This window comes from Streptomyces olivochromogenes, assembly GCF_021538895.1.
GTDB classification, from domain to species: Bacteria; Actinomycetota; Actinomycetes; order Streptomycetales; family Streptomycetaceae; genus Streptomyces; species Streptomyces olivochromogenes_A.
The window spans coordinates 20,239-42,115 of the sequence record NZ_JADDRL010000028.1; the positions used below are offsets into that span (position 1 = coordinate 20,239).

At 69.3% G+C, this 21,877-nt stretch carries 18 protein-coding genes and 4 pseudogenes; 11 read left to right on the forward strand and 11 right to left on the reverse strand.

What is annotated here, in order from left to right:
* Positions 1-44 precede the first annotated feature (44 nt).
* The 6 genes from IPZ69_RS16540 to IPZ69_RS16565 all read left to right on the forward strand — a co-directional run bounded on the left by IPZ69_RS16540 (position 45) and on the right by IPZ69_RS16565 (position 8,528).
* Positions 45-995 (forward strand): urea amidolyase associated protein UAAP1, encoded by a 951-nt coding sequence (locus IPZ69_RS16540; protein WP_235454893.1) that lies wholly within the window; start codon positions 45-47, stop codon positions 993-995.
* Position 996: 1 nt separating this feature from the next.
* Positions 997-1,812, forward strand: a complete 816-nt coding sequence (locus IPZ69_RS16545) for an urea amidolyase associated protein UAAP2 (protein ID WP_308407475.1) — start codon at positions 997-999, stop codon at positions 1,810-1,812.
* Complete coding sequence (uca, locus tag IPZ69_RS16550) at positions 1,809-5,399, forward strand: urea carboxylase (protein WP_235454894.1); 3,591 nt, start codon at positions 1,809-1,811, stop codon at positions 5,397-5,399. Before IPZ69_RS16545 ends, uca begins: the two co-directional genes overlap by 4 nt.
* A complete protein-coding gene (locus tag IPZ69_RS16555; protein ID WP_235454895.1) occupies positions 5,396-7,090 on the forward strand; it encodes an allophanate hydrolase in 1,695 nt (564 codons plus the stop codon). Before uca ends, IPZ69_RS16555 begins: the two co-directional genes overlap by 4 nt.
* 75 nt (positions 7,091-7,165) lie before the next feature.
* Positions 7,166-7,849, forward strand: a complete 684-nt coding sequence (locus IPZ69_RS16560; protein WP_235454896.1) for a TetR/AcrR family transcriptional regulator — start codon at positions 7,166-7,168, stop codon at positions 7,847-7,849.
* Positions 7,850-8,312: 463 nt separating this feature from the next.
* Positions 8,313-8,528, forward strand: coding sequence for a hypothetical protein (locus IPZ69_RS16565; RefSeq protein ID WP_374293290.1), 216 nt, complete (start codon positions 8,313-8,315; stop codon positions 8,526-8,528).
* 173 nt (positions 8,529-8,701) lie between these two features.
* Here the strand turns inward: IPZ69_RS16565 and IPZ69_RS16570 are convergent, their stop codons facing one another.
* Entirely contained in the window at positions 8,702-9,112 is a 411-nt protein-coding gene (locus tag IPZ69_RS16570; protein WP_235454897.1) for a PaaI family thioesterase, read from the reverse strand.
* Between the two features lie 196 nt (positions 9,113-9,308).
* Here IPZ69_RS16570 and IPZ69_RS16575 point away from each other — a divergent pair, with 196 nt between their 5' ends.
* A complete protein-coding gene (locus IPZ69_RS16575; protein WP_235454898.1) occupies positions 9,309-9,953 on the forward strand; it encodes a TetR/AcrR family transcriptional regulator in 645 nt (214 codons plus the stop codon).
* 154 nt (positions 9,954-10,107) lie between these two features.
* Here the strand turns inward: IPZ69_RS16575 and IPZ69_RS16580 are convergent.
* The 3 genes and pseudogenes from IPZ69_RS16580 to IPZ69_RS16590 form a co-directional block, all read right to left on the reverse strand.
* A pseudogene (locus IPZ69_RS16580) lies at positions 10,108-10,596 on the reverse strand (transposase); the annotation flags it as partial.
* A gap of 111 nt (positions 10,597-10,707) precedes the next feature.
* A complete protein-coding gene (locus tag IPZ69_RS16585) occupies positions 10,708-11,112 on the reverse strand; it encodes an Ig-like domain-containing protein (RefSeq protein ID WP_308407482.1) in 405 nt (134 codons plus the stop codon).
* A gap of 131 nt (positions 11,113-11,243) precedes the next feature.
* Positions 11,244-11,537, reverse strand: coding sequence for a DUF1330 domain-containing protein (locus tag IPZ69_RS16590; RefSeq protein ID WP_235454900.1), 294 nt, complete (start codon positions 11,535-11,537; stop codon positions 11,244-11,246).
* Between the two features lie 188 nt (positions 11,538-11,725).
* Between IPZ69_RS16590 and IPZ69_RS16595 the strand changes: the two genes are divergently transcribed.
* Positions 11,726-12,628 carry a LysR family transcriptional regulator gene (locus tag IPZ69_RS16595; RefSeq protein ID WP_235454901.1) on the forward strand — a complete coding sequence of 301 codons (903 nt, stop codon included), beginning with the start codon at positions 11,726-11,728 and terminating at the stop codon, positions 12,626-12,628.
* A 342-nt stretch (positions 12,629-12,970) separates the two neighbouring features.
* Here the strand turns inward: IPZ69_RS16595 and IPZ69_RS16600 are convergent, their stop codons facing one another.
* Positions 12,971-13,597: a TetR/AcrR family transcriptional regulator gene (locus IPZ69_RS16600; protein WP_235454902.1), complete on the reverse strand. Its 627-nt coding sequence runs from the start codon at positions 13,595-13,597 to the stop codon at positions 12,971-12,973.
* A 64-nt stretch (positions 13,598-13,661) separates the two neighbouring features.
* Between IPZ69_RS16600 and IPZ69_RS16605 the strand changes: the two genes are divergently transcribed.
* A complete protein-coding gene (locus tag IPZ69_RS16605) occupies positions 13,662-14,150 on the forward strand; it encodes an SRPBCC family protein (RefSeq protein WP_235454903.1) in 489 nt (162 codons plus the stop codon).
* Between the two features lie 483 nt (positions 14,151-14,633).
* Here IPZ69_RS16605 and IPZ69_RS48090 read toward each other — a convergent pair.
* Positions 14,634-14,909, reverse strand: a pseudogene (locus IPZ69_RS48090) (IS5 family transposase); the annotation flags it as partial.
* Between the two features lie 343 nt (positions 14,910-15,252).
* Between IPZ69_RS48090 and IPZ69_RS16615 the strand changes: the two are divergent.
* Positions 15,253-15,636 (forward strand): annotated as a pseudogene (locus IPZ69_RS16615) (IS110 family transposase); the annotation flags it as partial.
* 286 nt (positions 15,637-15,922) lie between these two features.
* Here the strand turns inward: IPZ69_RS16615 and IPZ69_RS16620 are convergent.
* From IPZ69_RS16620 to IPZ69_RS16640, 5 genes and pseudogenes are all read right to left on the reverse strand, one after another.
* Positions 15,923-16,169, reverse strand: a pseudogene (locus IPZ69_RS16620) (MFS transporter); the annotation flags it as partial.
* A 129-nt stretch (positions 16,170-16,298) separates the two neighbouring features.
* Positions 16,299-17,099: a DUF5707 domain-containing protein gene (locus IPZ69_RS16625; protein ID WP_235454904.1), complete on the reverse strand. Its 801-nt coding sequence runs from the start codon at positions 17,097-17,099 to the stop codon at positions 16,299-16,301.
* Positions 17,100-17,752: 653 nt separating this feature from the next.
* A complete protein-coding gene (locus IPZ69_RS16630; RefSeq protein WP_235454905.1) occupies positions 17,753-18,448 on the reverse strand; it encodes a DUF4190 domain-containing protein in 696 nt (231 codons plus the stop codon).
* A gap of 808 nt (positions 18,449-19,256) precedes the next feature.
* Positions 19,257-20,198: a GNAT family N-acetyltransferase gene (locus tag IPZ69_RS16635; RefSeq protein WP_235454906.1), complete on the reverse strand. Its 942-nt coding sequence runs from the start codon at positions 20,196-20,198 to the stop codon at positions 19,257-19,259.
* A gap of 214 nt (positions 20,199-20,412) precedes the next feature.
* Positions 20,413-20,706: a WhiB family transcriptional regulator gene (locus IPZ69_RS16640; RefSeq protein WP_235454907.1), complete on the reverse strand. Its 294-nt coding sequence runs from the start codon at positions 20,704-20,706 to the stop codon at positions 20,413-20,415.
* 204 nt (positions 20,707-20,910) lie between these two features.
* Here IPZ69_RS16640 and IPZ69_RS16645 point away from each other — a divergent pair, with 204 nt between their 5' ends.
* The gene (locus IPZ69_RS16645) at positions 20,911-21,855 is read left to right on the forward strand and encodes a methylenetetrahydrofolate reductase (RefSeq protein ID WP_235454908.1); all 945 of its coding nucleotides are present in this window, start codon (positions 20,911-20,913) and stop codon (positions 21,853-21,855) included.
* Positions 21,856-21,877: the final 22 nt, after the last annotated feature.

The following is a 21,877-nucleotide window of genomic DNA, read 5'->3' on the forward strand; positions in this document are numbered from 1 at the left end:
CGGACGCGCTGACGCCGCACCGACGAAGGGACGACGACACACCCATGTCCACGACCGAAGGGCCGACGGCCATCACACCGCACGGCCGGCACTTCACCGCACACCCCACCGGGAACGCTCGCGAGCAGCAGCCCTCCGGGAGGGCTCCTGCCGGCGTCCGTGATCTGCATCTGACCGACAGCGTCCGCAGCGCCCGGGACGACGCGCGTGCCCAGGGCGGGCAGACCGGCCAGTGGACGCCGTATCTTCCGGCGTCCGCCGGCCCGTACTGCCCGCCGGGAGTGGACCCGGCCGCCCTTGTGTGGGCGGAGACGGTCGCACCCGGCGGCTACACCCACAAGGTTCTCGCCCGTGGTACCCGGCTGCGTTTCGACGACCCGACCGGTGACGCCTGCGCCCATCTGCTGCTCTTCAACGCTCTGGAACCGGTGGAGCGGCTCAACGTCGCCGATACACAGAAGATCCCCTGGCAGGCCTACCTGGGCGAGGACCACCCGCTGTTGTCCGGCGACGGCCGGGTCATGGCCGTCGTCACCGGCGACTCCTCCGGTCGGCACGACGCCTTCTGCGGCACCACCACGGACACCTGGAACGAGCGCAAGTACGGTGACGCCCGGCCCGAGGGACCGTCCCCGTCAGGCCGCGGACTCTTCGTCAAAGCAGCCGCCAAACACGGCCTGAGCCGGCGCGATCTGCCGCCCAGTGTGTCCTTCTTCCAGGGGGTCCGTGTCGAGACGGACGGCACCCTCGCCTGGCGGGGCAGTGCGGGACCGGACGCGCACGTCGAACTCGTCGCGGAAATGCCCCTCTTGGTGCTGGTCGCCAACGTCGCCCATCCGCTGGACCCGCGCTCGGACTACGTCGTGGGGCCACTGCGGGTGCACGCCTGGCGCGGCACCGCGACCGGCCCCGACGACCCGCGGTTCACCGCAACACCCGAGCTGCACCGGGCTTACCTCAACACCGTCGACTACTGCGAAGCCCAGGGACTGTGACATGGCGACCATCCATCAGGCCGAGAACACCGTGATCACCTACCCCACTGCCTCGGGCGGCACCGTCGCCTCAACCGTCCCTGTCGGCGCCGTGTATGCCGAGGGCTCCGCCCTGGACTGGGGAGCGAGCCTGGTCGAGGGCGCCGTCGTCCAGGACGAGAACGTGGCACCCAACGCGCCCTGGTCAACGGTGGTGACCGAGGGGCACGTGCTGACGATCGTCGATGTCGGCGGCAACCAGTCCGCCGACTGCCTGCTCTACAACGCCGACGACCCCGAGGAGCGCTACAGCGTCCCCGACACCTTGGCCTGGCAGGGCAACGCCTATGTGCGCACCGGCACTGTTCTGCGCAGCAGTGAGGGCCGCCCGCTGATGACCGTCGTCGGCAACGAGATCGACCGCCAGGACACCATTGGGGGAGCCTGCGGCAAGGAGTCCAACACCCTGCGCTACGGCCACCACGTGATGTTCCATCACGGCTGCCGCGAGAACTTCCTCGCTGAGGCGTCCCGGCGCGGCCTCGGGGTGCGGGACCTCGTCTCCAACCTCAACTGGTTCATGAACGTGCCCGTCGAGGCCGACGGCGCGCTGGGCATCGTGGACGGCATGTCGGCACCCGGCCGCCGGGTCGCGGTGCGTGCCGAGACGGACGTTCTGGTGATGGTGTCCAACTGTCCGCAGATGAACAACCCGTGCAACGACTTCAATCCGACCCCGCTGCGGATGATCGTCGTGGACCCGTGCGGCCCCGCGAGCCCCGACGACGCAAGGCCGCCGTCCGCGCAGGACACGAGCACCCCGGAGGACGCCGCGTGACCCGCCCCGCCACTGTTCTCGTCGCCAACCGCGGTGAGATAGCCCGCCGTGTCATCCGCACGGCCAACCGGATGGGCCTGGCCACCGTCGCCGTCTTCTCCGACGCCGACCGGGCCGCTCCGCACGTACGCGAGGCCGACCACGCGGTCCGCCTCGGTCCGGCGCCCGCCCGCGACTCGTATCTGCGCGGCGACGCGATCATCGAGGCCGCACTTGACCATGGCGCCGGAATCATCCACCCGGGCTACGGTTTCCTCTCCGAGAACGCCGCCTTCGCCCGCGCCGTCGAGGAGGCCGGGCTGCGTTTCGCGGGCCCGACCGCCGACCAGATCACCGCATTCGGTGAGAAGCACACCGCCCGCGCCCTGGCCAAGGCGGCCGGGGTGCCGCTGTTGGCCGGGACAGAACTTCTCGCGAGCGCCGAGGAAGCCGTCACCGCAGCCGAGTCGATCGGGCTGCCCGTGATGGTGAAGGCCACCGGTGGTGGCGGCGGCATCGGCATGCAGGCCTGCGCCACCACCGACGAGGTGCGTGAGGCCTTCGCCCGCGTGGCCGCGCTCGCCGAGGCCCACTTCGGATCGGCCGGAGTGTTCCTGGAGCGCCTGGTGTGCCCGGCCCGCCACGTCGAGGTGCAGGTTTTCGGCGACGGCACCGGTCGGATCGCCGTCCTCGGCGACCGTGACTGCTCTCTGCAGCGCCGCAACCAGAAGGTGATCGAGGAGGCGCCGGCCCCCGCCCTGCCCGACCCTGTCCGCGCACTGCTGCACGACTCGTCGCGCCGACTGCTTGCATCGGTCGGCTACCGCGGCGCGGGGACCGTGGAGTTCGTCTACGACCCCGTGCGCGAGGAGGCCGCCTTCCTCGAGGTCAACACCCGGCTCCAGGTCGAGCACCCGGTGACCGAGGAGGCATACGGCGTCGACCTCGTCGAGCTCATGTTCGCCCTGGCCCGCGACGGCCGGGTCGACGAGGCGATCTTCGAGCGGGAGTGGACGCCCACCGGACACGCCGTTCAGGCCCGGGTCTACGCCGAGGACCCCGGCAAGGACTCGATGCCCTCCTCGGGCCTGATCACCCGGGCGTTCTTCCCCGGCCAGGGCACCGACGAATGGCCCGGTGTCCGGGTCGACGGTTTCGCTGAGACCGGCCTGGAGATCTCGCCGTACTACGACCCCATGCTCGCCAAGGTGATCGCCCACGGCCCCACCCGCGACACGGCGTTCGACGTGCTCGGCGAGGCCCTGGGCGCGAGCCGGGTCGACGGCATCGTCACCAACCTGGGTCTGCTGCGCTCGCTGACCGTGCGACGAGAGGTGCGCGAGGCCGTGCACAGCACCAGCACGCTCGCCACCACCGCCGACCCCGAGCCACGCATCGATGTCCTGGTGCCGGGAGCGATGACCACTGTCCAGGACCTGCCCGGCCGGCTCGGCCACTGGCACGTGGGCGTGCCGCCGAGCGGTCCTTTCGACCCCGTCTCCTTCGCCGAGGCCAACCTGGCCGTCGGCAACCCGGCCGAGGCTCCCGCGCTCGAGGTCACCGCGGGCGGCCTGACCCTGCGCTTCTCCGCCGCCACCGTGGTCGCCGTCACCGGCGCCCCCGTCCCGGTCGCCGTGGACGGCATCGTGGCGGCCCCGTGGGAGCCGGTTCCGGTCCCGGCCGGCGCCACCCTGGCTCTCGGTACCGCACAGGGGCCCGGCCTGCGCAGCTACGTGGCCTTCCAGGGCGGCATCGACGTGCCCGATTACCTGGGTAGCGCCTCGACGTTCACCCTCGGTGGCTTCGGCGGGCATGGCGGCCGGGCGCTGCTCGCCGGAGACGTGCTGCGGCCCGCGGCTCCCACAGCCGGCACCGGTGGCCCGACCCCGCCCGAGAGGCGTCCCGCGATCACCTCGCACTGGCGGATCGGTGTCACCGAAGGGCCGCACGCGGCACCGGAGTTCTTCACCCGCGAGGACATCGACACCCTCTACACCACCGACTACACGGTGCACCACAACTCGGCGCGCACCGGCATCCGTCTGATCGGCCCCAAACCGCGGTGGGCCCGCCAGGACGGCGGCGAGGCAGGGCTGCACCCCTCCAACATCCACGACACGCCGTACGCGGTGGGCGCTCTGGACTTCACCGGCGACACGCCGATCATCCTGGGCCCCGACGGGCCGTCCCTGGGCGGGTTCGTCTGCCCCGCGGTCGTCGCCAGCGGTGAACTGTGGAAGCTCGGCCAGCTCCGCCCCGGCGACACCCTTCGGTTCGTACCGGTCAAGGAGGCCGATGCGGCCGCCCTCGACGCCCGCCGCGCCTCGCCCGCGCTGATCAGCACCGGCGGAGACGGCGACGACGGCGTACTGGGCCGCCTGGAGGCCACCGACGCCCGGCCCTGCGTCACCTACCGTCGGGACGGTGACGACAACGTCCTCGTCGAGTACGGCCCCATGGTGCTCGACCTCGGCCTGCGGATGCGGGTGCACGCCCTCCAGGAGACCTTGGCCGCGCACGCGCCCGACGGCATCGTCGACGTCACCCCGGGCATCCGGTCACTGCAGATCCACACCGACGCCCGTCGGCTGAAGGCCCGTGACCTCACCACGCTGCTGCGCGAGCTGGAGGAGGAGGTCCCGCCCACCAACGAGCTGGTGGTCCCCTCCCGCACGGTGCGGCTGCCGCTCAGCTGGGACGATCCGGCGACTCGCCTCGCCATCGAGCGGTACATGGCCGGGGTCCGCGACGACGCTCCGTGGTGCCCGTGGAACATCGAGTTCATCCGCCGTGTCAACGGCCTGGAGACCGCCGACGATGTCTACCGCAGGGTCTTCGACGCCTCCTACCTGGTGCTCGGCCTCGGGGACGTCTACCTCGGCGCCCCCGTGGCCACCCCGCTCGACCCGCGGCACCGCCTGGTGACCACCAAGTACAACCCGGCCCGCACCTGGACCGCGGAGAACTCCGTCGGCATCGGCGGCGCCTACCTGTGCATCTACGGCATGGAAGGTCCCGGCGGCTACCAGTTCGTCGGCCGCACCGTGCAGATCTGGAACCGGTTCCGCCGGGGCGGCCTGTTCCAGGACTCCCCGTGGGCCCTGCGCTTTTTCGACCGCATCGAGTGGTACCCGGTCACCGCTGAGGAACTCCTCGAACTGCGCGCCGAGACCGACGCCGGACGAGGTCCCGTCGACACGGAAGAGGGCACCTTCTCGATCGCCGAGTACAACGCCTTCCTGACCGCCAACGCCGACTCGATCGCCGCCTTCCGCAAGCGGCAGAGCGCCGCGTTCGAGGCCGAAAAGGAACGCTGGCGGGTCGCCGGAGAGTTCGACCGGGACGATGATCCCGAGCCCTCGGCCGCCGACGCCGTCGCTGTCCCGGACGGCGCGGTCCCGGTCACCGCGCCGTTCACCGCCACCGTCTGGCAGACCGTCGCGCAGCCGGGTGCCACCGTCGCCGAGGGCGACCCGATCCTCTCCCTGGAGGCGATGAAAATGGAGTCCAAAGTGAGCGCCCCCGCCGCCGGAACAATCCTGGCGATCTACGTCAAATCCGGTGAACAGGTCGCTCCCGGCCAGGTCCTCGCGGCGGTGAAGGCATGAGCGCCCTGACACCGGCCGAACGCGTCGAGGCCGCCTACGACCGCATCGAATCCGTCGGCCGGCCCGAGATCTGGATCCATCTCAGGCCCCGCCACGAGGTCCTGGCCGAGGCCGCGGGGATCGATCCGAAGCTGCCGCTGGCCGGCCTGGTCGCAGCCGTCAAGGACAACATCGACGTGGCCGGCCTGCCGACGACCGCCGGCGCGCCGTCCTACGCCTACCGGCCGGACGCCGACGCGCCCGCGGTGGCACGGCTGCGCGCGGTCGGCGCGGTGGTGCTCGGGAAGACCAACCTGGACCAGTTCGCCACCGGCCTGGTCGGCACCCGAAGCCCCTACGGCGCGGTGCGCAACGCCTGGGACACGGCCCGCATCTCCGGCGGGTCGTCCTCCGGCTCCGCCGTCGCGGTGGCATTGGGCATCGCCGACATCGCGCTGGGCACCGACACGGCCGGCTCCGGGCGCGTGCCCGCCGCCCTCAACGGCATCATCGGCGTCAAGCCCACCAAGGGGCTGGTGCCTGTGACCGGGGTGGTCCCCGCCTGCTACACCCTCGACTGTGTGACCGTCTTCGCCCGAGACCTACGGCTCGCCCGCACAGCCGCGGAGATCGTCGAGGGCCCCGACCCGGCCGACCCGCTCTCCCGCACCGGTACCCAGCTTCCGCCGCCACCCGCGCGCCCCAGGGTCGCCGTTCCGGCCCCGGAGCACCTGCAAGGCATGGCCGACGGCTGGTACGAGGCCTTCGACGCCGCGACTGCCCGCCTGGCGAGCACGGGAGTGGAGATCGTCGAGGCCGATGTCACCCCGCTGCTGGAGGCCGCTCAACTGCTCTACGGCGGTGCGTTCGTGGCCGAGCGGTACGCCGCGGTGGGCGAGCACCTGGACAAGCACCGCGACCTGATCGGTACGGACCTCGACCCCACCGTCGCGTCCATCGTCCTGGCCGGCCAGGCCAGGACCGCCGCCGACTGGGCCGCCGACACCGCCCGGCTCGCCGCCCTCGGCGCCGCCGCACGTGCGGTTCTCGACGGCTGCGCGGCGCTCCTCACCCCCACCACCACCTGGCACCCCACCCTCGACGAAGTGGCGGCCGATCCGGTTGGCGCCAACGCACGGATGGGGCGCTTCACCAACTTCGCGAACCTGCTGGACTACGCCTCGCTCGCCGTTCCCGCCGGGTTCGTGGACGGCCTGCCGTTCGGCGTGATGCTCACCGGCCCGGCCTTCTCCGACCGCGCCCTGGCCGCCGTGGCCGAACGGTTCACCAATCCGGGGCTCGACCTGTTCGTGGTCGGCGCCCACCTCACCGGACAGCCCCTCAACGCCCAGCTGGTCCAGGCAGGCGGCACGCTCGTGGGCCCGGCGCGCACCGCCGACAACTACCGGCTGCACGCCCTGGCCACCGAGCCGCCCAGGCCGGGCCTGGTCCGGCTCGCCGAAGACGGGCCGGACGCCGGAACCGGCACACACGGTCGTACGGGAACAGGCATCGAGGGCGAGATCTGGCGGCTGCCCGCCTCCGGGTTCGGGACGCTGACCGCCGCTGCTCCCGCGCCGATGGCCATCGGCACCGTCGAACTGGCCGACGGACGGCACATCAGCGGCTTCCTGGTTGAGCCGTACGCCGTCGAGGACGCGCCCGACATCACCCGATTCGGCGGCTGGCGGGCCTATCTGGCGTCCCCGTGACCGCAGGCGGCACCGGCGGGCACCCCGGTGCCGGCCACGACCGGGATCCTGTCACCCGGGTGGCAGGATGGGGTCATGAAGACGACGCGGCCACGCCAAGGAAGACCCCGGCACACGCCGCCGTCCGACCCCAATACCTCTGCTCGGGAGCAGATCCTCGACGCCGCAGGTGCGCTCTTCGTCGAACACGGCATCGCCGCCACCAGCACCCGCATGATCGCCGAGCGGGTGGGAATGAGGCAGGCCTCGCTGTACTACCACTTCACCACCAAGGACGAGATTCTCGCCGAGCTGTTGGCCACCTCGGTCAGGCCGAGCCTGGAGATGGTGGAGCGGATCCAGGCATGGGTGCCCGAGCGCGCGAGTGCGGCCGCGGCGCTCTACGCGGTGGCCGCGACGGACGTACGCACCTTGTCCCGCACCCCGTACAACATCGGCACGCTGTATCTCCTGCCGGAGGTGTCGGCGGAGCGGTTCGACGTCTTCCGTTCCTACCGGGGCCAACTGCAGGAGAGCTATGGGGCTCTCGGCGCTTTGGCGGGGGCCGGGAACGTCGCCCGCGACCTGCCGTCCGAGCGAATCGGGGAACTGCTGATCCAGCTGGTGGAGGTCGTCATTCAGATCCGGCGTTCCCGCGAGCCGGAAGCCGCCGACACGGATGCCATCGCGTCATCGTGTCTGCGGCTTTGCGGGCTCGGCGAGTCGGCGGTGGCGGCCGCCAGGGACGAGGCACGCGTCCTGCTGAGCCGCCTGGCGTGACCAGCGGCTCGCCCGGCGTGCGCGGCCGATGGCGAGCATGCCGTACGGCATAGGTGGCAAAGCCCTGCCTTCGGTTCATCCCCGGGCCGGTGCCACGGTGCCACGGTGCCACGGTGCCACGGTGCCACGGTGCGGCGGTCGCCCAGTGCCAGGCACCTTCGACGCACTTGGCGCCCGACTTGCCGGTGATGCCCAGGGCGCTGTTCGTCAACGAGGCCGGACGGCGACCGGCAGGAGGGGCACTCCGGCCAGGTCTGGGTGACCTGCCCGTCCTGTGCCCGGTCGGCGGCCTGCGCGAGCGGGGGATCGGTCCGGGTGCTGGTGGTGTCGAGCGCGGCCAGGTTCGTGGGGCTGAAGGCGTCCGGCACGTCGATCTCGTGCCCGTCCAGGAGCTCGCTGGCGTGGGCGTGCCGGTGTCCGATCCCGTGCGGGTCATCAGGTGTCCCAGTGTTCGGGTCACGGGGTGGCCAGTACCAGCACCGGGCTCGTGACGGGGCGTGCAGCACGTCCCGCAGGCGCGCCGCGACTGCACGCCGGTGAGTCCGGCGGCCTGAACGAGGCGACCTGCGACATCATGGCCAACGGCCTGGAGTTCTTCGCCAAGCACAGCACGGACGTCGGCGGCGTATCGGCGGGACGTTCGACAGCCACGGTGCCGGCAAACCTCGCCACGGCCTGACCCCCGGCGAATCACCGGCTCGATCTCTGTTCCGGTGTTCTCCAGGGCCGGGAAAGGCTTCCAGGTCAAGCGGAGGACGGAAGCGGACTGTTGAGGAGGGAACGTGCCGACCGTGCTGCTCGGGGAACGCGCAGACCTCTCTGACCGGGTCTGCTTCTCCGGTGGTCGACTGATCAGGCTCCGCTGCGGGGTGTGCGGAGTGCGACGACCTGTGTGATGCGGACACACTGGGTGTCCTGCTCGTCGTTGATGTCGACTTCGACGGTGACCGTGTTGCGTCCGACGTGCAAGGGCCGGGCCGTCGCGAATGCGCCGGCGCCGCGCACCGGCCGCAGGAACAAGGTGTTGGACTGCATGGTCGCAGGCAGGGCGCCCTCCGGCCCGTTCACCGCGGCACACACAGCGGCCGCCACGTCTGCCAGCCCCATCAGCGCGCCGCCGTGCAGCCCTCCACCCGTCGTGGACAGAGCCGGTGTGTAGTCGAGCCGGGCGCGAACCTCCGGCGCGCTGATGGTGGCAAAGCGCACGCCGATCGTTTCGGCGAACGGCGCAAGGGCGTAGATCTCTTCAGCGGTGACGGTCATTCGGTGCCCCTGTCGAGTAGTGTTAAGTTAACGCCGACAAGTTACATGTGGCGGTCCTGATCCACAACACGGAGACGAGTGACGTGATGACATCCAGCACATCTCGCGGCACCGGCGTCGGCTTCGGCGGCGGCTCGGGTGATCCCGCCCTCGCGGGCGCGGCCGGCTCCTCCGCTCCGCTGGGCCGGTGCTGACGATGGACCCACTCGACTCCGAGCCCTCCGTCCCGGCCGTCGTTGCGCCGCGGCGGCGACGGGCGCGACGCGGGGACGGTGCGCGACTGCGCAACGAACTTGTCGAGGCGGCCGAGCGGCTGCTCGACAAGGCTGGTGAGGACGCAGTCACCATCCGAGCCGTGGCGCAGGCGGTGGGGGTCAGCCTCCCGGCGGTCTACCTGCACTTCGGTAGTCGGCTCGAAGTGCTGCACACCGTGTGCCTGCGGGTTTGGGGCGAGTTGGGCGACTGGATGGACGATGCCGGCGCCGGCTCCCAGGATCCGTTCACCGCGCTCCACCAACGCTCGGTCGCCTACGTGCGGTTCGGGCTGGCTCACCCGGTCCGCTACCGTCTCGTGATGACCGGCCCCGCCACCGCCGCCAGCGAGCAAGTAGCCTCGGCCTGCTTCCGGTTCCTGCGTGGAACCGTCCAGCAGTGCCTGGAGGCAGGCGCGCTCCGCGGCGACGAGACAGCCCTCACCAGAGCCATCGCAGCCGCGTTGCACGGCGCTGTCTCCCTGCTCATCTTCCAGCCGTCCGAGAGCTGGCCCGAAGATGTCGACGGCTTCGCCCGCGACATCGCAACCCTCGCCACACGAGGCGCGGCAGCGATCGAACCCCGGTAGCCGGACGACAACGACGTGACGAGACCCGCGCGGCTGGCCGCGCGACTCGACGGCACGACGGCGATCGAGTTTCTATCGAACCCGGAACGGTTCAGGGAGAGGTGCGCGTCTGGCTGGGCCCGGGGTTGCCGGTTGTGGCGGCCGGGTGGAAGGGGTGTGGTTCAGGCAGGGACGCGAGGTCGGGCTTGGTGCCGATGAGGGTGGCCGACTGGGCGGCGAGTTGCCGGGAGACAGCCACGCGGCGGGCGGCCTCGGCGTTGTGCCGCTGCTGGTCGCTGGTCCGGCTCTGCTGCCAGGCGATGAGGCCCGCGGTGAGGGCGGGGGTGTAAGGAGTCGCGTGCAGCGGGTAGTACACGCGGCCGTCGGTCCACACCGTGGTCACCGTGACGATGCCATTGTCGGTCTTGCCGTACCGGCCCAGCCACCGCCGGACCACGTGCGCGGTCGCCGTGCCGTCCTTGCGGTCCCCGGAATCGTCGATCACCATAACCCCGCCATCGTGCGGAGCCGTCGCCGACTCCTCGCGCAGCAGCTCAAGCCGCCGGTCGTTGACCAGCTCGGCCTCCCAGGGCGGCTCGGACAGGAAAAACTGCAGCCGCTGCACCCCCGGCATCCCCGCACCCGCCACCGGCTCCGCCCCTGCCGTAGAGACCGCGCCCCCGCACCGGCCTATGGGGGGCGGGAGGGGGCTCCTTCGGCGTCAAGCGCGTCCTGGACCGGGTCCGGTTGTCTCAGCCGGGCAGGCCTGCCGAGGTCATGGTGTGTCTTGCATGAGGTCGTGGATGTCGTCATGGACGTCGCTTGGGTCGGGCAGTTCTGACCAGGGGTCGTCCTTGCGGTCCTTGCTCTTGCAGACGGTGGCGGTGGAGGGCTCGTAGGTGTCGTCACCGGCGAAGGTGGCGGTGTAGCAGATCTCGTTGGGCTGCTTGCCGGGCACCTTGCAGGTGGCTTTGCCCCTGTTGTCGGTCGTGTCGGTGCACAGCGCGGTGGAGTCGGTGGTGAACTCGATCTCCTTGCCTGCCAGTGGCCGGCCTTCTGCGGTCAGCTTGGCTTTGAGGGTGACACCCTCGTTGCCGCCGGCGCCCAGGGAGCTTGATCGCCGTGTCAGGCAAGTCAGGCAAGTTGCTCGACGTTGGGTAGCGCGGCGAGCCGCCGACAGGGATCAGGCCGTCGAGGACGTCGACGACGAACTGGGACGCGGGGCATCGCTTCGAACTCGTCTCGTGAGTCGTCGTTCAGCACCGTGTGCGTATCAGGTGACGGATGCTCAGCGATGGTTGGGCCCGCCGGTCAGTCGATGCCTTCGATGATGCGGAAGTCGCGCTCGACGCCGTCGGGGAGGGCCACCAGCGCCTTCTGGTATGCCTCGCTCTCGTATGCCGCGACGGCCTGTTTAAAGCTGTCGAACTCGATCAGAACGACGCGTTGGGTGATTCCGGCCTCGTGGGCGACGACTCGACCGTCACGGGACAGGAGGCGCCCGCCCGCAGCCTGGACAGCCGGACGGGCCAGCTTGTTGTAGGCAGTCAGCCTCTCAGGGTCGGAAATGGCAGGGTAGACACTGACCCAGTAGCCCTTAGCCATGGAAACCTCCTGTGTTCGGCCGGACACGTCCGACTTCGAATTGACACTCAGATCGATCGATCCCGGCGACGGGTAGTGCGGTCAGTTGAATTGTCATATGCGCAGGTTAGGGCTGGATGTGCGGTCGAGGGAAAGACCGGTACGGGATAGACTCAGAACGGATCGTTATCAATCGGCAGGGAGGGCACGTGGCGCCGGATACGGTGAGCCTGCGGTACTTCCTGGTGCTGGCGCAGGAGTTGAACTTCACCCGCGCGGCCGCACGGATCGGTATCGCACAGCCCGCACTCAGCGCCCGGATGCGCCGATTGGAGGCGGAACTCGGTACGGCCCTGCTGGTCCGCAACACGCGTAGCGTCGTATTGACCACGGCCGGTGCGGCTTTGGCGGAGTCCGCGCCGCCCGCGCTGGCGGCGCTGGACCGGGCGTGGGACACCGCCCGGAGCGCGGCGGCCGGTGAACTGGGCGCGCTGCGCATCGGATACAGCCTCAGCACGGGGGCTGAGACGGCACCGGTCCTGGTGGACAGGCTCATTCGCAGCAGCCCGGGACTCGAGGTCGGCGCGGTCCCGATGACGACACCGGAGATCTCCCCCGCGGTCGCCGACGGCCGCATCGATGCCGGGATCACCCGCGGTGAACAGCCGGGCCGTGGCGTGCGCCGGTTCCTGCTGCGGCGTGCGCGCGTCGGGGTCCAGCTGGCGCAGCACCATCCGCTGGCCGAACACCCGGAGATCGAGATCGCCGACGCGGCCGTGTATCCGCTGCGACTCCCGGACCGTGCGGCCAACCCCGTGATCCACGATCAGCTGTCCGCACTGTTCCGAGACACCCGACCACACCCCCGATTCCACACGCCCGCAGTCTCTTTCGACATGTCTCAGCGCGACCTGCGCGACGGGGTCACCCTTGCCCCGGCCGGAGAAGCCGCGGTCACGGCACAACCGGCCGGTCTCACCTGGCGGCCGCTGCGGGGCGCGCCCAGCCTGACGATCCACCTGGTCCTCCCACGCGAGCAGTCGCCGCTACACCGCCGCATCCGTGCCGTCGCCAAAACCCTGGCGCTTGAGCTGCACTGGCTGCCGGACTGACGCGCAAGAGGTCAAGCGAGACGGACGCCTGCGGTGGCGAGGCCGAAGACCTTGCGCCCGGCGGACTTTGCGGTGATGACGACGGCGGTCTTGCTGAATGTCCGACACGACCTCGCTACGCCGGCGATCAGCATCCGATGATGGCCCCGGCTCCGGTCCGAGTCGTACACCGCGGCGACGTCCTCGCCCAGCCCGAGATCTCGGTGGATACCGCGCCTTCGCCGACGCCGAACCGGACAAGCACGGGTAACCGGCGGGAATGCCCGCCGTCAACGGCGTCCATGACGTCGGTCAATCCTTAACGCCAACCACTGTTCCATTGCTCCAAGCGCCGCTGCGTCGCTAATGGGCAGCGGGGAGCCGGCCGCCAGATGGTGGCCAGCGGGTGGGGGCGTCGTGCAGTAGCAACTCGAGCACCGAGTCGACGTAGTCAGCGAGTTGGCCGCCGTCATCGAGCGGCAGCACACCCGGCAGCCTGGTTGCCAGCTCATAGTGGCCGACGTACGCCGCATAGCCGAGCATGGCACGCCTGACTGCAACGGCCAGCGGAAAGCCGATCTCCTCGAAGATCCCGATCGTGAAGTCGATCCGTCGCTGCACCACGCGGCGCACTACGGGCGCGACGAGCTCGTGGGCGGCCGCCGCGAGCAGATTGACCCCAGCGGCGTTCTGCCCGGCGCTCCCGCTCACCTGCGTGAACAGCATCCGCAGCCGGGCTGCCGGATCGGGTTCGGCGGCCAGTGCCGTGATGGTCGCCTCAGTGAACCGCCGCTCCCACAGTTCAAGCGCCGCCACGACGAGTGCATCGCGGTTGGCGAAATGCCAGTAGAAGCTCCCCTTGGTGGTGCCCAGCCGGGCGGCGATCGGCTCGACGGCCAAGGCATTGAGCCCACCCTCGCCGATCGCATCCAGCGCTGCCGGCGCCCAGTCATCCGCAGTAAGTCGCCGTCGCCCTTGCTCCACATCCATACGCTACCGTACGGTCACCGCCATACGCTCCGTATGTCAGGCTCGCGCAAGGAAAGGAGACGTCGTGCAGAACATCCACCGCCGCACCATCGACGCGCCCGCCGCCGACGTCGGTGCCCTTCTGAACCAGCTGGGTACCCCGCAGGACCGGATATGGCCCGTCCCGGCCTGGTCGCCACTGCGCCTCGACGCCGGCCTGGCCGTCGGCTCGCGCGGCGGACACGGAAGGATCCGCTACTCGGTGGCCGAGTACGAGCCCGGACGAAGAGTGCGGTTCACCTTCGCTCCCGGACTTGGCATCAACGGCTATCACGAATTCCTCGTCATCCCCGATGGGCCGATGCGCTGTCAGATCTCGCACACTCTCGCAGGACGCACAGACGGCAGGATGCGTGTGATGTGGCCGTTGGTGATCCGCTGGCTGCACGAAGCCCTCCTGCGCGACGCGTTCGACAACATCCAACGCGCGGCAACGAACCACCTGCCCCACGCGGCCCACTGGTCGACCTGGGTCCGCTTGCTGCGCCTCGTGTTCGCGCCGCGCCACCGGTGAATGCCGACCCACTGAGCACCCACCGGAAACGTGACGGCTACACAGTTACGAACGAGCCGCCCAACCGGAGAACTCGCGACAGTTGAATACGCGGGCTCACCAGTACCGAGGCCGGCCTCGGAGCCGACCCAGGGGCCGACGGGGTGCAGAACGTCCAGCGGCACGGGCCCGGACGCGAAGTCCGGCCCTGCACAGTCGAGTTGGAACGGCTGCACTGCAGTCGGCGGCGGCCAGAAGGGTGCCAGCCGCGGGCCGCGCCGTGGAGGGTGCACGGGTCGTAGTGGAGGCATGGGCGGAACCCTTCACCGCACCCACTCTTCGGGATGCTCCCTGACAGCCCAGCTCTTCTGAGACGCCGAGGACACGGACGCCGTCCGATCCTGGAGGGTAAGGCGAAGGCCCCGGGGGTCAAGACGTCCCGGGGTCTCGCGGTGCACTTCGCCGACCTACCAGCTCAACTAGAGTGCGTTTCAAAAGTGCTGGTCACAGCCATTCGTTGATGGCTGCGACCAGCACGGTCGCCTCGTAGCGGACCGCCAACTTGTCGTACCTTGTGGCCACCGCTCGGTGCCTCTTGAGGCGATTGATCCCGCACTCCACCGCGTGGCGCTCCGTGTAGTCGGCCGGGTCGAACTTCGGCGGCCGGCCCCCGTGGGAACCTCGCTTCTTGCGGTTGGCGATCTGGTCGAGCTTCTCCGGGATTGTGCAGCGAATGCCCCGCTTGCGCAGATAGCCGCGGTTCGCGCGGGAGCCGTACGCCTAATAGGCAGTGTGGATTGGCAGTTGTCAGTCCTGGCAGGGGTCGTGCGAGACGTCTGGGCTGTATGCAGCGCCGGGGAGTGCTTCGACAAGAGGGACGCGTGCACGGCCTCTGCCGCTTCGAGTTCGGTCGCCATACCGTGCCGTGGTTCGAGCCGTTCCCAGGAACACCTCCCGATCAGCCGGAGCCGTGGAGCTCTTCACGAGAGCGAGGACCCTGGACACCGCTGGGGCCACGGACGGCTGATGGGGTGGTGCGCCCATGAGCGCTTCTATTAGGTCGCCGGGTGGTCCTTCCACGGCCCGACACCGCCGGACAGGGCAGGCCCGAAAGGAGCACGCGTTGCACGTGACCTGTGGAATCGACTGGGCTGAGGATCACCACGACGTGGCCGTGGTCGACCAGGACGCCCGACTGCTCGGCAAGCTCAGGATCGGCGACGACGCAGCGGGCTTCCAGGACCTGCTCGGGTTGCTCGCCGAGCACGGTGACAGGCCGGACGATCCGATCCCGATCGCGATCGAGACATCTCGTGGACTCCTCGTGGCCTGTCTGCGGGCCTCTGGCCGCCGGGTGTACGCGATCAACCCGATGGCTGTCGCACGCTACCGCGACCGGCACGTCGTCTCCGGCAAGAAGTCCGACCACCAGGATGCAGTTGTCCTGGCCAACATCTTGCGGACCGACGCTGAGCTGCATCGGCCGCTGCCGGACGACTCTGACCTGGGCACTGAACTCTTCTCTGCGCAGCCGGAATCGAGGATCTGCGCACTGATCTGTTCAGTGCGCAGACACCCGACGGTGCGGCTATTTGGGGCGTTCGTAACCGACACCCCCCGGCGCTGCCAGCCGCCACGGTGCGGTTCGTTGCCGGGCTGCTACGCAGCAGATCTGTAATTGCCGCATTCACGGATGGGCGGCGTCCTGACACAGATACGGTCATCGACGCCGGGCGGGGCCATCAGGCCCCATGTGAACGTGTCCGGGGCACGAGCATCGCCGCGGTTAGAGAAGCGACGGAAAGTAGCAGGGTCAGGTTTCCGCGGACCGTGCCGGCCGCGACCGACACGGCCAGCACCAATGCGTAGGGGCCCGGCACCGCCGCAAAGGCTGCGGTCGTGATACCTCCGAGGGCGATCAGCAGCATGGTGCGGGCCGTTGGGCCGGTAGGGCGGGCGAAGGCGGCGCACAGAGTGCTGTCCGGCGCCGCCGAGGCCGAGTGCCCAGGCTGCCTGCGTGGTGCTGTATCCCCGTTTTAGACACCGTTTCAAGGAGGGCGAGGAGGACCCGTACCCGACGGGAACCCCGCATCCGGGAGACCGAGACTGATCTCGACGGCGGGGTTCCCCGGTCCCCTGTCCCTGGTCCCGGAAGCGCGTCCCGGGTTCCTACTGGACGTCGACGAAGTCGCTGGCAGACGTCGCGGCGTCGGTGGCCGTGGTACCTGCGTAGGAGAAGCGGTAGTACCCGTCGCTCGTCGCCGTGGTGGTGGCCGTCACTGCTCCGCCGGAGCCGCTGGTGACGGTCTTGAGGGTGGTGTACGTGCTGGTGCCCGACTTGCGGAACTGGAGCTTCACCGACGCGTTGCTCAGGCCCGCGTACGCATGGGTCTCCCAGTTGGCGCGGGTGAGCGCGCCCTTGACCGTGATCGTCCGGCCATGGACCACCGGCTCGGGCGAGGCGTTTGCTGTCAGTGTGGTGTTGCGCTTGATGTGCACGGAGCCGGCGTATCCGTCGCTGGTTGAACCGCTCGGGCGGCCGTATGCGATGGCGTACACGTGCCAGGTGCCCGCATAGGCGTTCTTGGTCATGTCGGCCTTCGGGTCCACGGTGAAGTGGACCGTGCACGTCGCCGTCTGGGCACTGGTCGCCACGCAGGAGCCCCATCCCTGCTCGGCGGGCACCAGAACGCCGTCCCTGCCCTGGTCATCGAAGGAGGTGCCGTGCCACAGGGCGACCCAGCCGCCGGTGACGCCGTCCGGGTCGGCCGCGTCCACCGTGGCGGTGAACGACTGCTTGGCGGAGGTACCGAGGACGATGTCCTTGCCGCCGTTGACGACGACCTTCGTGATCGTCGTGTCGTCACTGTCCATCGGTCCCGCGTGCGCCTGCGCGGCGGCGGGAAACACCAGAGCCGAAGCGAGAACCAGGGCGCCGGACAGAGCGGCGGCTGAAGCGCGTATGCGCATATGCATCCCCACGGTGAGAAGAAGGGCCCCCGCGGGGCGTCTCCCGACAAGAGCCCATGGGCGCACGCATCGTACAGACTCTTTCGAGTCACGACGAGATGCGGGAATCCCTCGATCCCTCCCCGGGACTCGCGCCCGCGTTCCCCTCCCCAACACCGCGCCCGCCTCTGCCACCGCCGTTGGCACGCCTACGCCGACACCACCATGATCAGAAAGCTCGGCAGCAGCTATCTACAGCTGCCGTAACCCTGCCGGGCCAGGACCCCGATGACCTCCCCTGGTTGACGGCAACGTCGGCGCCCAGGAGCGGTCAAGTGCACCTTCCTCGTGTCGGCGCTGCTGCTGAGGGGCTTGCCCACACGTGCTCCGGGCTAGCGGCCGTCCCACGAACACTTCTCTTCGCGACAACCGGCCATTCACCAGCGCCCTGCCTGCCACGCAAGCGGCTTGACTCCGCCATTGAGACTCGCTCCGCTCCCCGCGCGCGGCCCGGCCCCCGGCCGGGCCTGCGCTCATGTCTCCGCCCTGCTCCAGCCCGGCCGGCGCCCGTGCCGTGCTGCGACTCCATGGTCTCCTTGATGCAGCGAGCCCCGCCGCTGCGGGGTGCGCGGCGAGGCCTGCAGATGGTGGTCGGCGTCGCGCGACGTCAGCGATCAGAAGTCAGTTCGCGACGCTTTGATGGTCTTGCACTCGACCTTCTTGGCGTCCTTGATCTCGTCCGCGGTCACCAGCGCACCAGCGTTCTTGTCAGTGAACTTCTGGCCCGGGGCGAGGTTCTCGGCGGTTGACATGAAGTCGTCGACCTTCTTGCCGTCGGCCAGGACCTCGCCCTCAACGAAGTACGAGTATCGGCGGTCGCCGTTGTTGGCGTAGTCGACGTGGATGGCCATCTCCTTGATGCCGAAGTCTCCGGTGACCACGTCGCACTTAGTGACCTTGAAGTCCTTCATGACCTTGGACTCCTTGGCGCCGCCGGTCTTGGACTTACCGTCGCCGACGGTGGTGGAGTCGTACGACTTGTCCAGCTCCTTACTGGCCTTGTCGACGGCGGAGAAGAACAGGGCGTTCATGGCGAAGAACATGATGATCGCTACGGCCGACGTGACGAGGCCGGTGATGCCGGCGCCCTTGCCCTTGCGGACCTTGCCCGCCTTGGAGAGGCCGATGGCGCCGAAGATGATGCCAAGGATCGCGAGCGGCCAGACGACAACGTTGAGGACAGGGATGAAGCTGACTACGACGGCGATGATGCCGAGGACGAGTGCGGTGGTGGCCAGGCCGTTGCTGCCGGGCTGCTGGGGCTCGCCGTAGCCGGGCTGCTGGGGCTGGGGCGGGTACTGCTGGCTCATGGTGCTCCTCACGGGTTTCTGCTGTGTTTGCGCGTGGGTGACCGGTGAAGGACCTGTGTGGTTGCCTCGCAGATACCTAAAGTGATTAGTTCGTGATTGAACTTTCCTCATAGGCAAAAGATTTGGTGTGCAGGGCGCGGCTGTGGTCTTTTAGGAGGTCATCGGCGGTGACGGCGGGATCGGGCAGGGGTCTCACCTCGGCGTCCGGCCGCGATGCGTCACGCGGCTCCACCGTCGTCACCCGCAGTGCGGTGTGATGCCTCGCGTTGAGGAAAACGAGTCGTCCTGGTTGCCCGACATGACTTGTGTGGGCGTCGATGCGCGGTGGTGTGGACAGCACGCCGCACTGCCGCCTCCGTAGTCACTGTGGGCGCCACGGCTTGGAAGGTGTTCGGGCTCTTCGAGGGGCATGGTCTGCCTGCGACCGACAAAGGATGGACGACCTCGGCTATCACCTGGGTAAGCCCTTCGCACTCCAGCGGCGTGCCCTGCTGGCCCAGCGGCTTGCGGCCAAGGCGAAGTGGCCGAAGGCCACGGCCAGCAACAGACCGGGACCAGCCGCCTGTCCGCACTCGACACAGCACACCCGATCGGACGATTTCCGCTATGCGGCGCTACTGAACAGATGCCTGCGCAACTGAACCTTTGGTCGCATGGCTGAACTTCCGGTTGCCGCACTACAGTTCGCCTGGCCGTGGTCCCAGCATCATCGGGAAACGGCTGCGACGACCCAAGCGGGGCGAAACATCCAGAGATGCACCTTATGGCGCTGAACAGTTCACTGCGCTGCTGAACTCTTTTGTGCTGTTCAACAAGACCGGGGCGGTGTAGGTGCGGGTGGTCGTCCATAGGTGGCGCCGTGGGAGGCATTGTAGGAGCGCTGGCCGTCCGACGCTGTCGTGCGGCCGAGATCCAGTGCCGTGTACCCCGCCTCCGTCAGGTCGTCGCACAGGCAGTGCAGCAGCGCATGCCCCGGTGACAGGTCGCGGTGGGCGGGGTCCATGGCAGTGATCAGGGAGTAGGCACGGGTGGCGGTGGCCAGGCACAGCTGGGCGGCCAGGGGCTGGGCGTCCAGGGTGAGCGTGGCGATGAAGGCGATGTCGGCGCACTCCTCGAGGACGTCCCGCCAGGGCAGGTTGAGGTCCGGTGCGTGAGGGGTGGGGATCCGCAGGGCGTTGCGTCGCTGGTGCAGGTCATCCAGTGCGTCGAAGGCGGCCAGGAGTTCGGTGCGGGTGCTGGTGCGGCGATATCCGACTCGGTCGCCCAGGGCCTGCGCGGTCCGGCGGCGGCGACTGTGCTCCCGTCGCGTTGACCGCGACAGCGCCGCGAGGTCCACGGGCAGGGGGACGGTGGCGTAGAGAGTTTGGGAATTGGGATCGCCCCACCAGCCGTGCGCCTGCCGGGCCAGGATGGAGTGGTCCGGCAGATCGGCGATCACCACGTCGTCTCCGAGGCCGGGCAGCCGGTGGATGAGTACGCTCACCGCCTCCTCGCTCTCGCCCACCGGCCGGATTTGCTCGGAGGCGGGGTAGGACAGCGGGGTGATCCGGGTGCGGCCGTCGCGGGCGAGCTCCCGGGCCAGGGCGAGGGCGGCGACGGGCTGGTCTTTCTCCAGGACCGCCAGGACGAGCGGCTCGCAGGAGGCGGGCAGGTGCCGGGCCCACGCCAGCAGCCAGGCCGGATCCTGGTAGGCGGTGGCCGCTGTGTCCCGCCCGGCCAGGGCAGGCCAGATCCGCGCTAGGAAGTCCATGGCTGACTCCCCGCTGTGCTCACGTGCGTGAAGACTGCCGGCCGTCAGGCCGCCCGAGTTTTCTGGCCTCATGTACGCCAGGACAGCGCATCGGGGAGGCGTCGGGTGTCTGTGGTCCTGGCTGTCCCTCGCGGCGGGAGCTGGGGCTATGCCAACGCCCGCGGCGTTCCGCGCTGCGGGCGTGCCTCTGGTTGTGGGTTCGCGACGGAATCCCTCAGCCGGCCCGTGGCCGCTCGCTCTCGCGGAGGGCGTCGTCCAGGACCTTCCGCCGCGAGGTGACGTTCGGCTTGCGGCGCAGCAGTGCTCTGCGCTCGCGTTCGGTCATGCCGCCCCAGACGCCGAACACGAGTCCGTTGTCGAGGGCTTCGGCCAAGCACTCGATGCGCACCTGGCACCCTGTGCAGACCGCCTTGGCCCGATTCTGGTGCGGACCGTCCACGAAGAGCTCATCCGGGTTGAAACTTCGGCAGGCGGCGTCCTCACTCCAGTGGTCCCGAGTACTCGGCATGGCTTCCCTCCCTCGTTGCAACCAACGACAGTTCCACCTTATTGCGCTGGTCAGGACGGGGGTCCCGGCCGTGGGGCGCGAGCAATTGTCAAATCCTGTGGATCTGGTCCGCGCGGCCGGACGTCAGTTGGTTCAGAACCGAGTCCCGTCTCACAGGGTGGTGTTCGCCTGCCGCATGGCGGATGAGCTGCTAACTTCCGCGTCATGGCGAACCAGAGCGACGGCACAGATCTCCGAAGCCGGGTGGCCGATGCCGACAGCGGTGTCCTGTTGTTCGGCATCACGCCGCCCCGCCTGAGCAACACTCCCGAGCGGATCCGGGAGATCACCGCAGCCACCCTGGCACGGTTGGAGTCCCTCGATGTCGACGGTCTGGCTCTGTACGACATCGACGATGAGAGCGACCGTAATCCGGCGCAGCGACCGTTTCCGTACCTGCCGACCATCGACCCTGTCGTGTACCACGCGGACTATCTCGGCAAGTGGAACCGCCCGGTGGTCGTCTACCGGTGCGTCGGCAAGTACTCCCAGACGGAGCTGCGGACCTGGCTGCGGACGGCCGACGCCGACCGGCTGCTCGGCGTCTTCGTCGGCGCGTCCTCGAAGGGGAAGGCGGTGCGGACCGGCCTGTCCGAGGCGCAGGACCTGCGCCGCGATGTCCGCCCAGACCTGCTGCTCGGCGGCGTGGCCATCACCGAACGCCCCGAGGAGCATCTGCGGCTCGTCGCCAAGCAGGTGGCCGGATGCGCGTACTTCATCTCGCAGGTCATCTACAGCGCCGACGCGGCGAAAAGCATGGTCTCCGACTACTACTACGCCTGCCGCGAGCGGGACCTCGAACCGAGGCCCGTCCTGTTCACGCTCTCGGTGTGCGGTTCGGTGAAGACGCTGGCGTTCCTCCAATGGCTCGGCGTCGAGGTCCCGCGCTGGCTGGAGAACTCCCTGCGCCATGCGGACGACACCCTGGCCGAGTCATACCAGCACTGCCTGGCGAACGCCCGGGACCTGATCGCCTTCTGCCGCAAGCTCGGCATGCCGCTCGGCTTCCTCGTGGAGAGCGTGTCCATCCGCAAGGTCGAGATCGACGCCTCGGTCGCCCTGGCCCACGAGCTCAGCAGGCTGCTCGGACGAGGTACACCCTCGGTGTGAAGCCAGGCACGAACGCGCGGCT

Bases quoted from the DNA above. Each gene is read 5' to 3' on its own strand.
- IPZ69_RS16545 (WP_308407475.1), top strand. From the start codon at position 997: ATGGCGACCATCCATCAGGCCGAGAACACCGTGATCACCTACCCCACT.
- IPZ69_RS16640 (WP_235454907.1), bottom strand. From the start codon at position 20,706: ATGCCGAGTACTCGGGACCACTGGAGTGAGGACGCCGCCTGCCGAAGT.
- IPZ69_RS16555 (WP_235454895.1), top strand. From the start codon at position 5,396: ATGAGCGCCCTGACACCGGCCGAACGCGTCGAGGCCGCCTACGACCGC.
- IPZ69_RS16635 (WP_235454906.1), bottom strand. From the start codon at position 20,198: ATGGACTTCCTAGCGCGGATCTGGCCTGCCCTGGCCGGGCGGGACACA.
- IPZ69_RS16560 (WP_235454896.1), top strand. From the start codon at position 7,166: ATGAAGACGACGCGGCCACGCCAAGGAAGACCCCGGCACACGCCGCCG.
- IPZ69_RS16600 (WP_235454902.1), bottom strand. From the start codon at position 13,597: ATGGATGTGGAGCAAGGGCGACGGCGACTTACTGCGGATGACTGGGCG.
- IPZ69_RS16540 (WP_235454893.1), top strand. From the start codon at position 45: ATGTCCACGACCGAAGGGCCGACGGCCATCACACCGCACGGCCGGCAC.
- IPZ69_RS16575 (WP_235454898.1), top strand. From the start codon at position 9,309: ATGGACCCACTCGACTCCGAGCCCTCCGTCCCGGCCGTCGTTGCGCCG.
- IPZ69_RS16645 (WP_235454908.1), top strand. From the start codon at position 20,911: ATGGCGAACCAGAGCGACGGCACAGATCTCCGAAGCCGGGTGGCCGAT.
- IPZ69_RS16625 (WP_235454904.1), bottom strand. From the start codon at position 17,099: ATGCGCATACGCGCTTCAGCCGCCGCTCTGTCCGGCGCCCTGGTTCTC.
- IPZ69_RS16590 (WP_235454900.1), bottom strand. From the start codon at position 11,537: ATGGCTAAGGGCTACTGGGTCAGTGTCTACCCTGCCATTTCCGACCCT.
- IPZ69_RS16630 (WP_235454905.1), bottom strand. From the start codon at position 18,448: ATGAGCCAGCAGTACCCGCCCCAGCCCCAGCAGCCCGGCTACGGCGAG.
- IPZ69_RS16570 (WP_235454897.1), bottom strand. From the start codon at position 9,112: ATGACCGTCACCGCTGAAGAGATCTACGCCCTTGCGCCGTTCGCCGAA.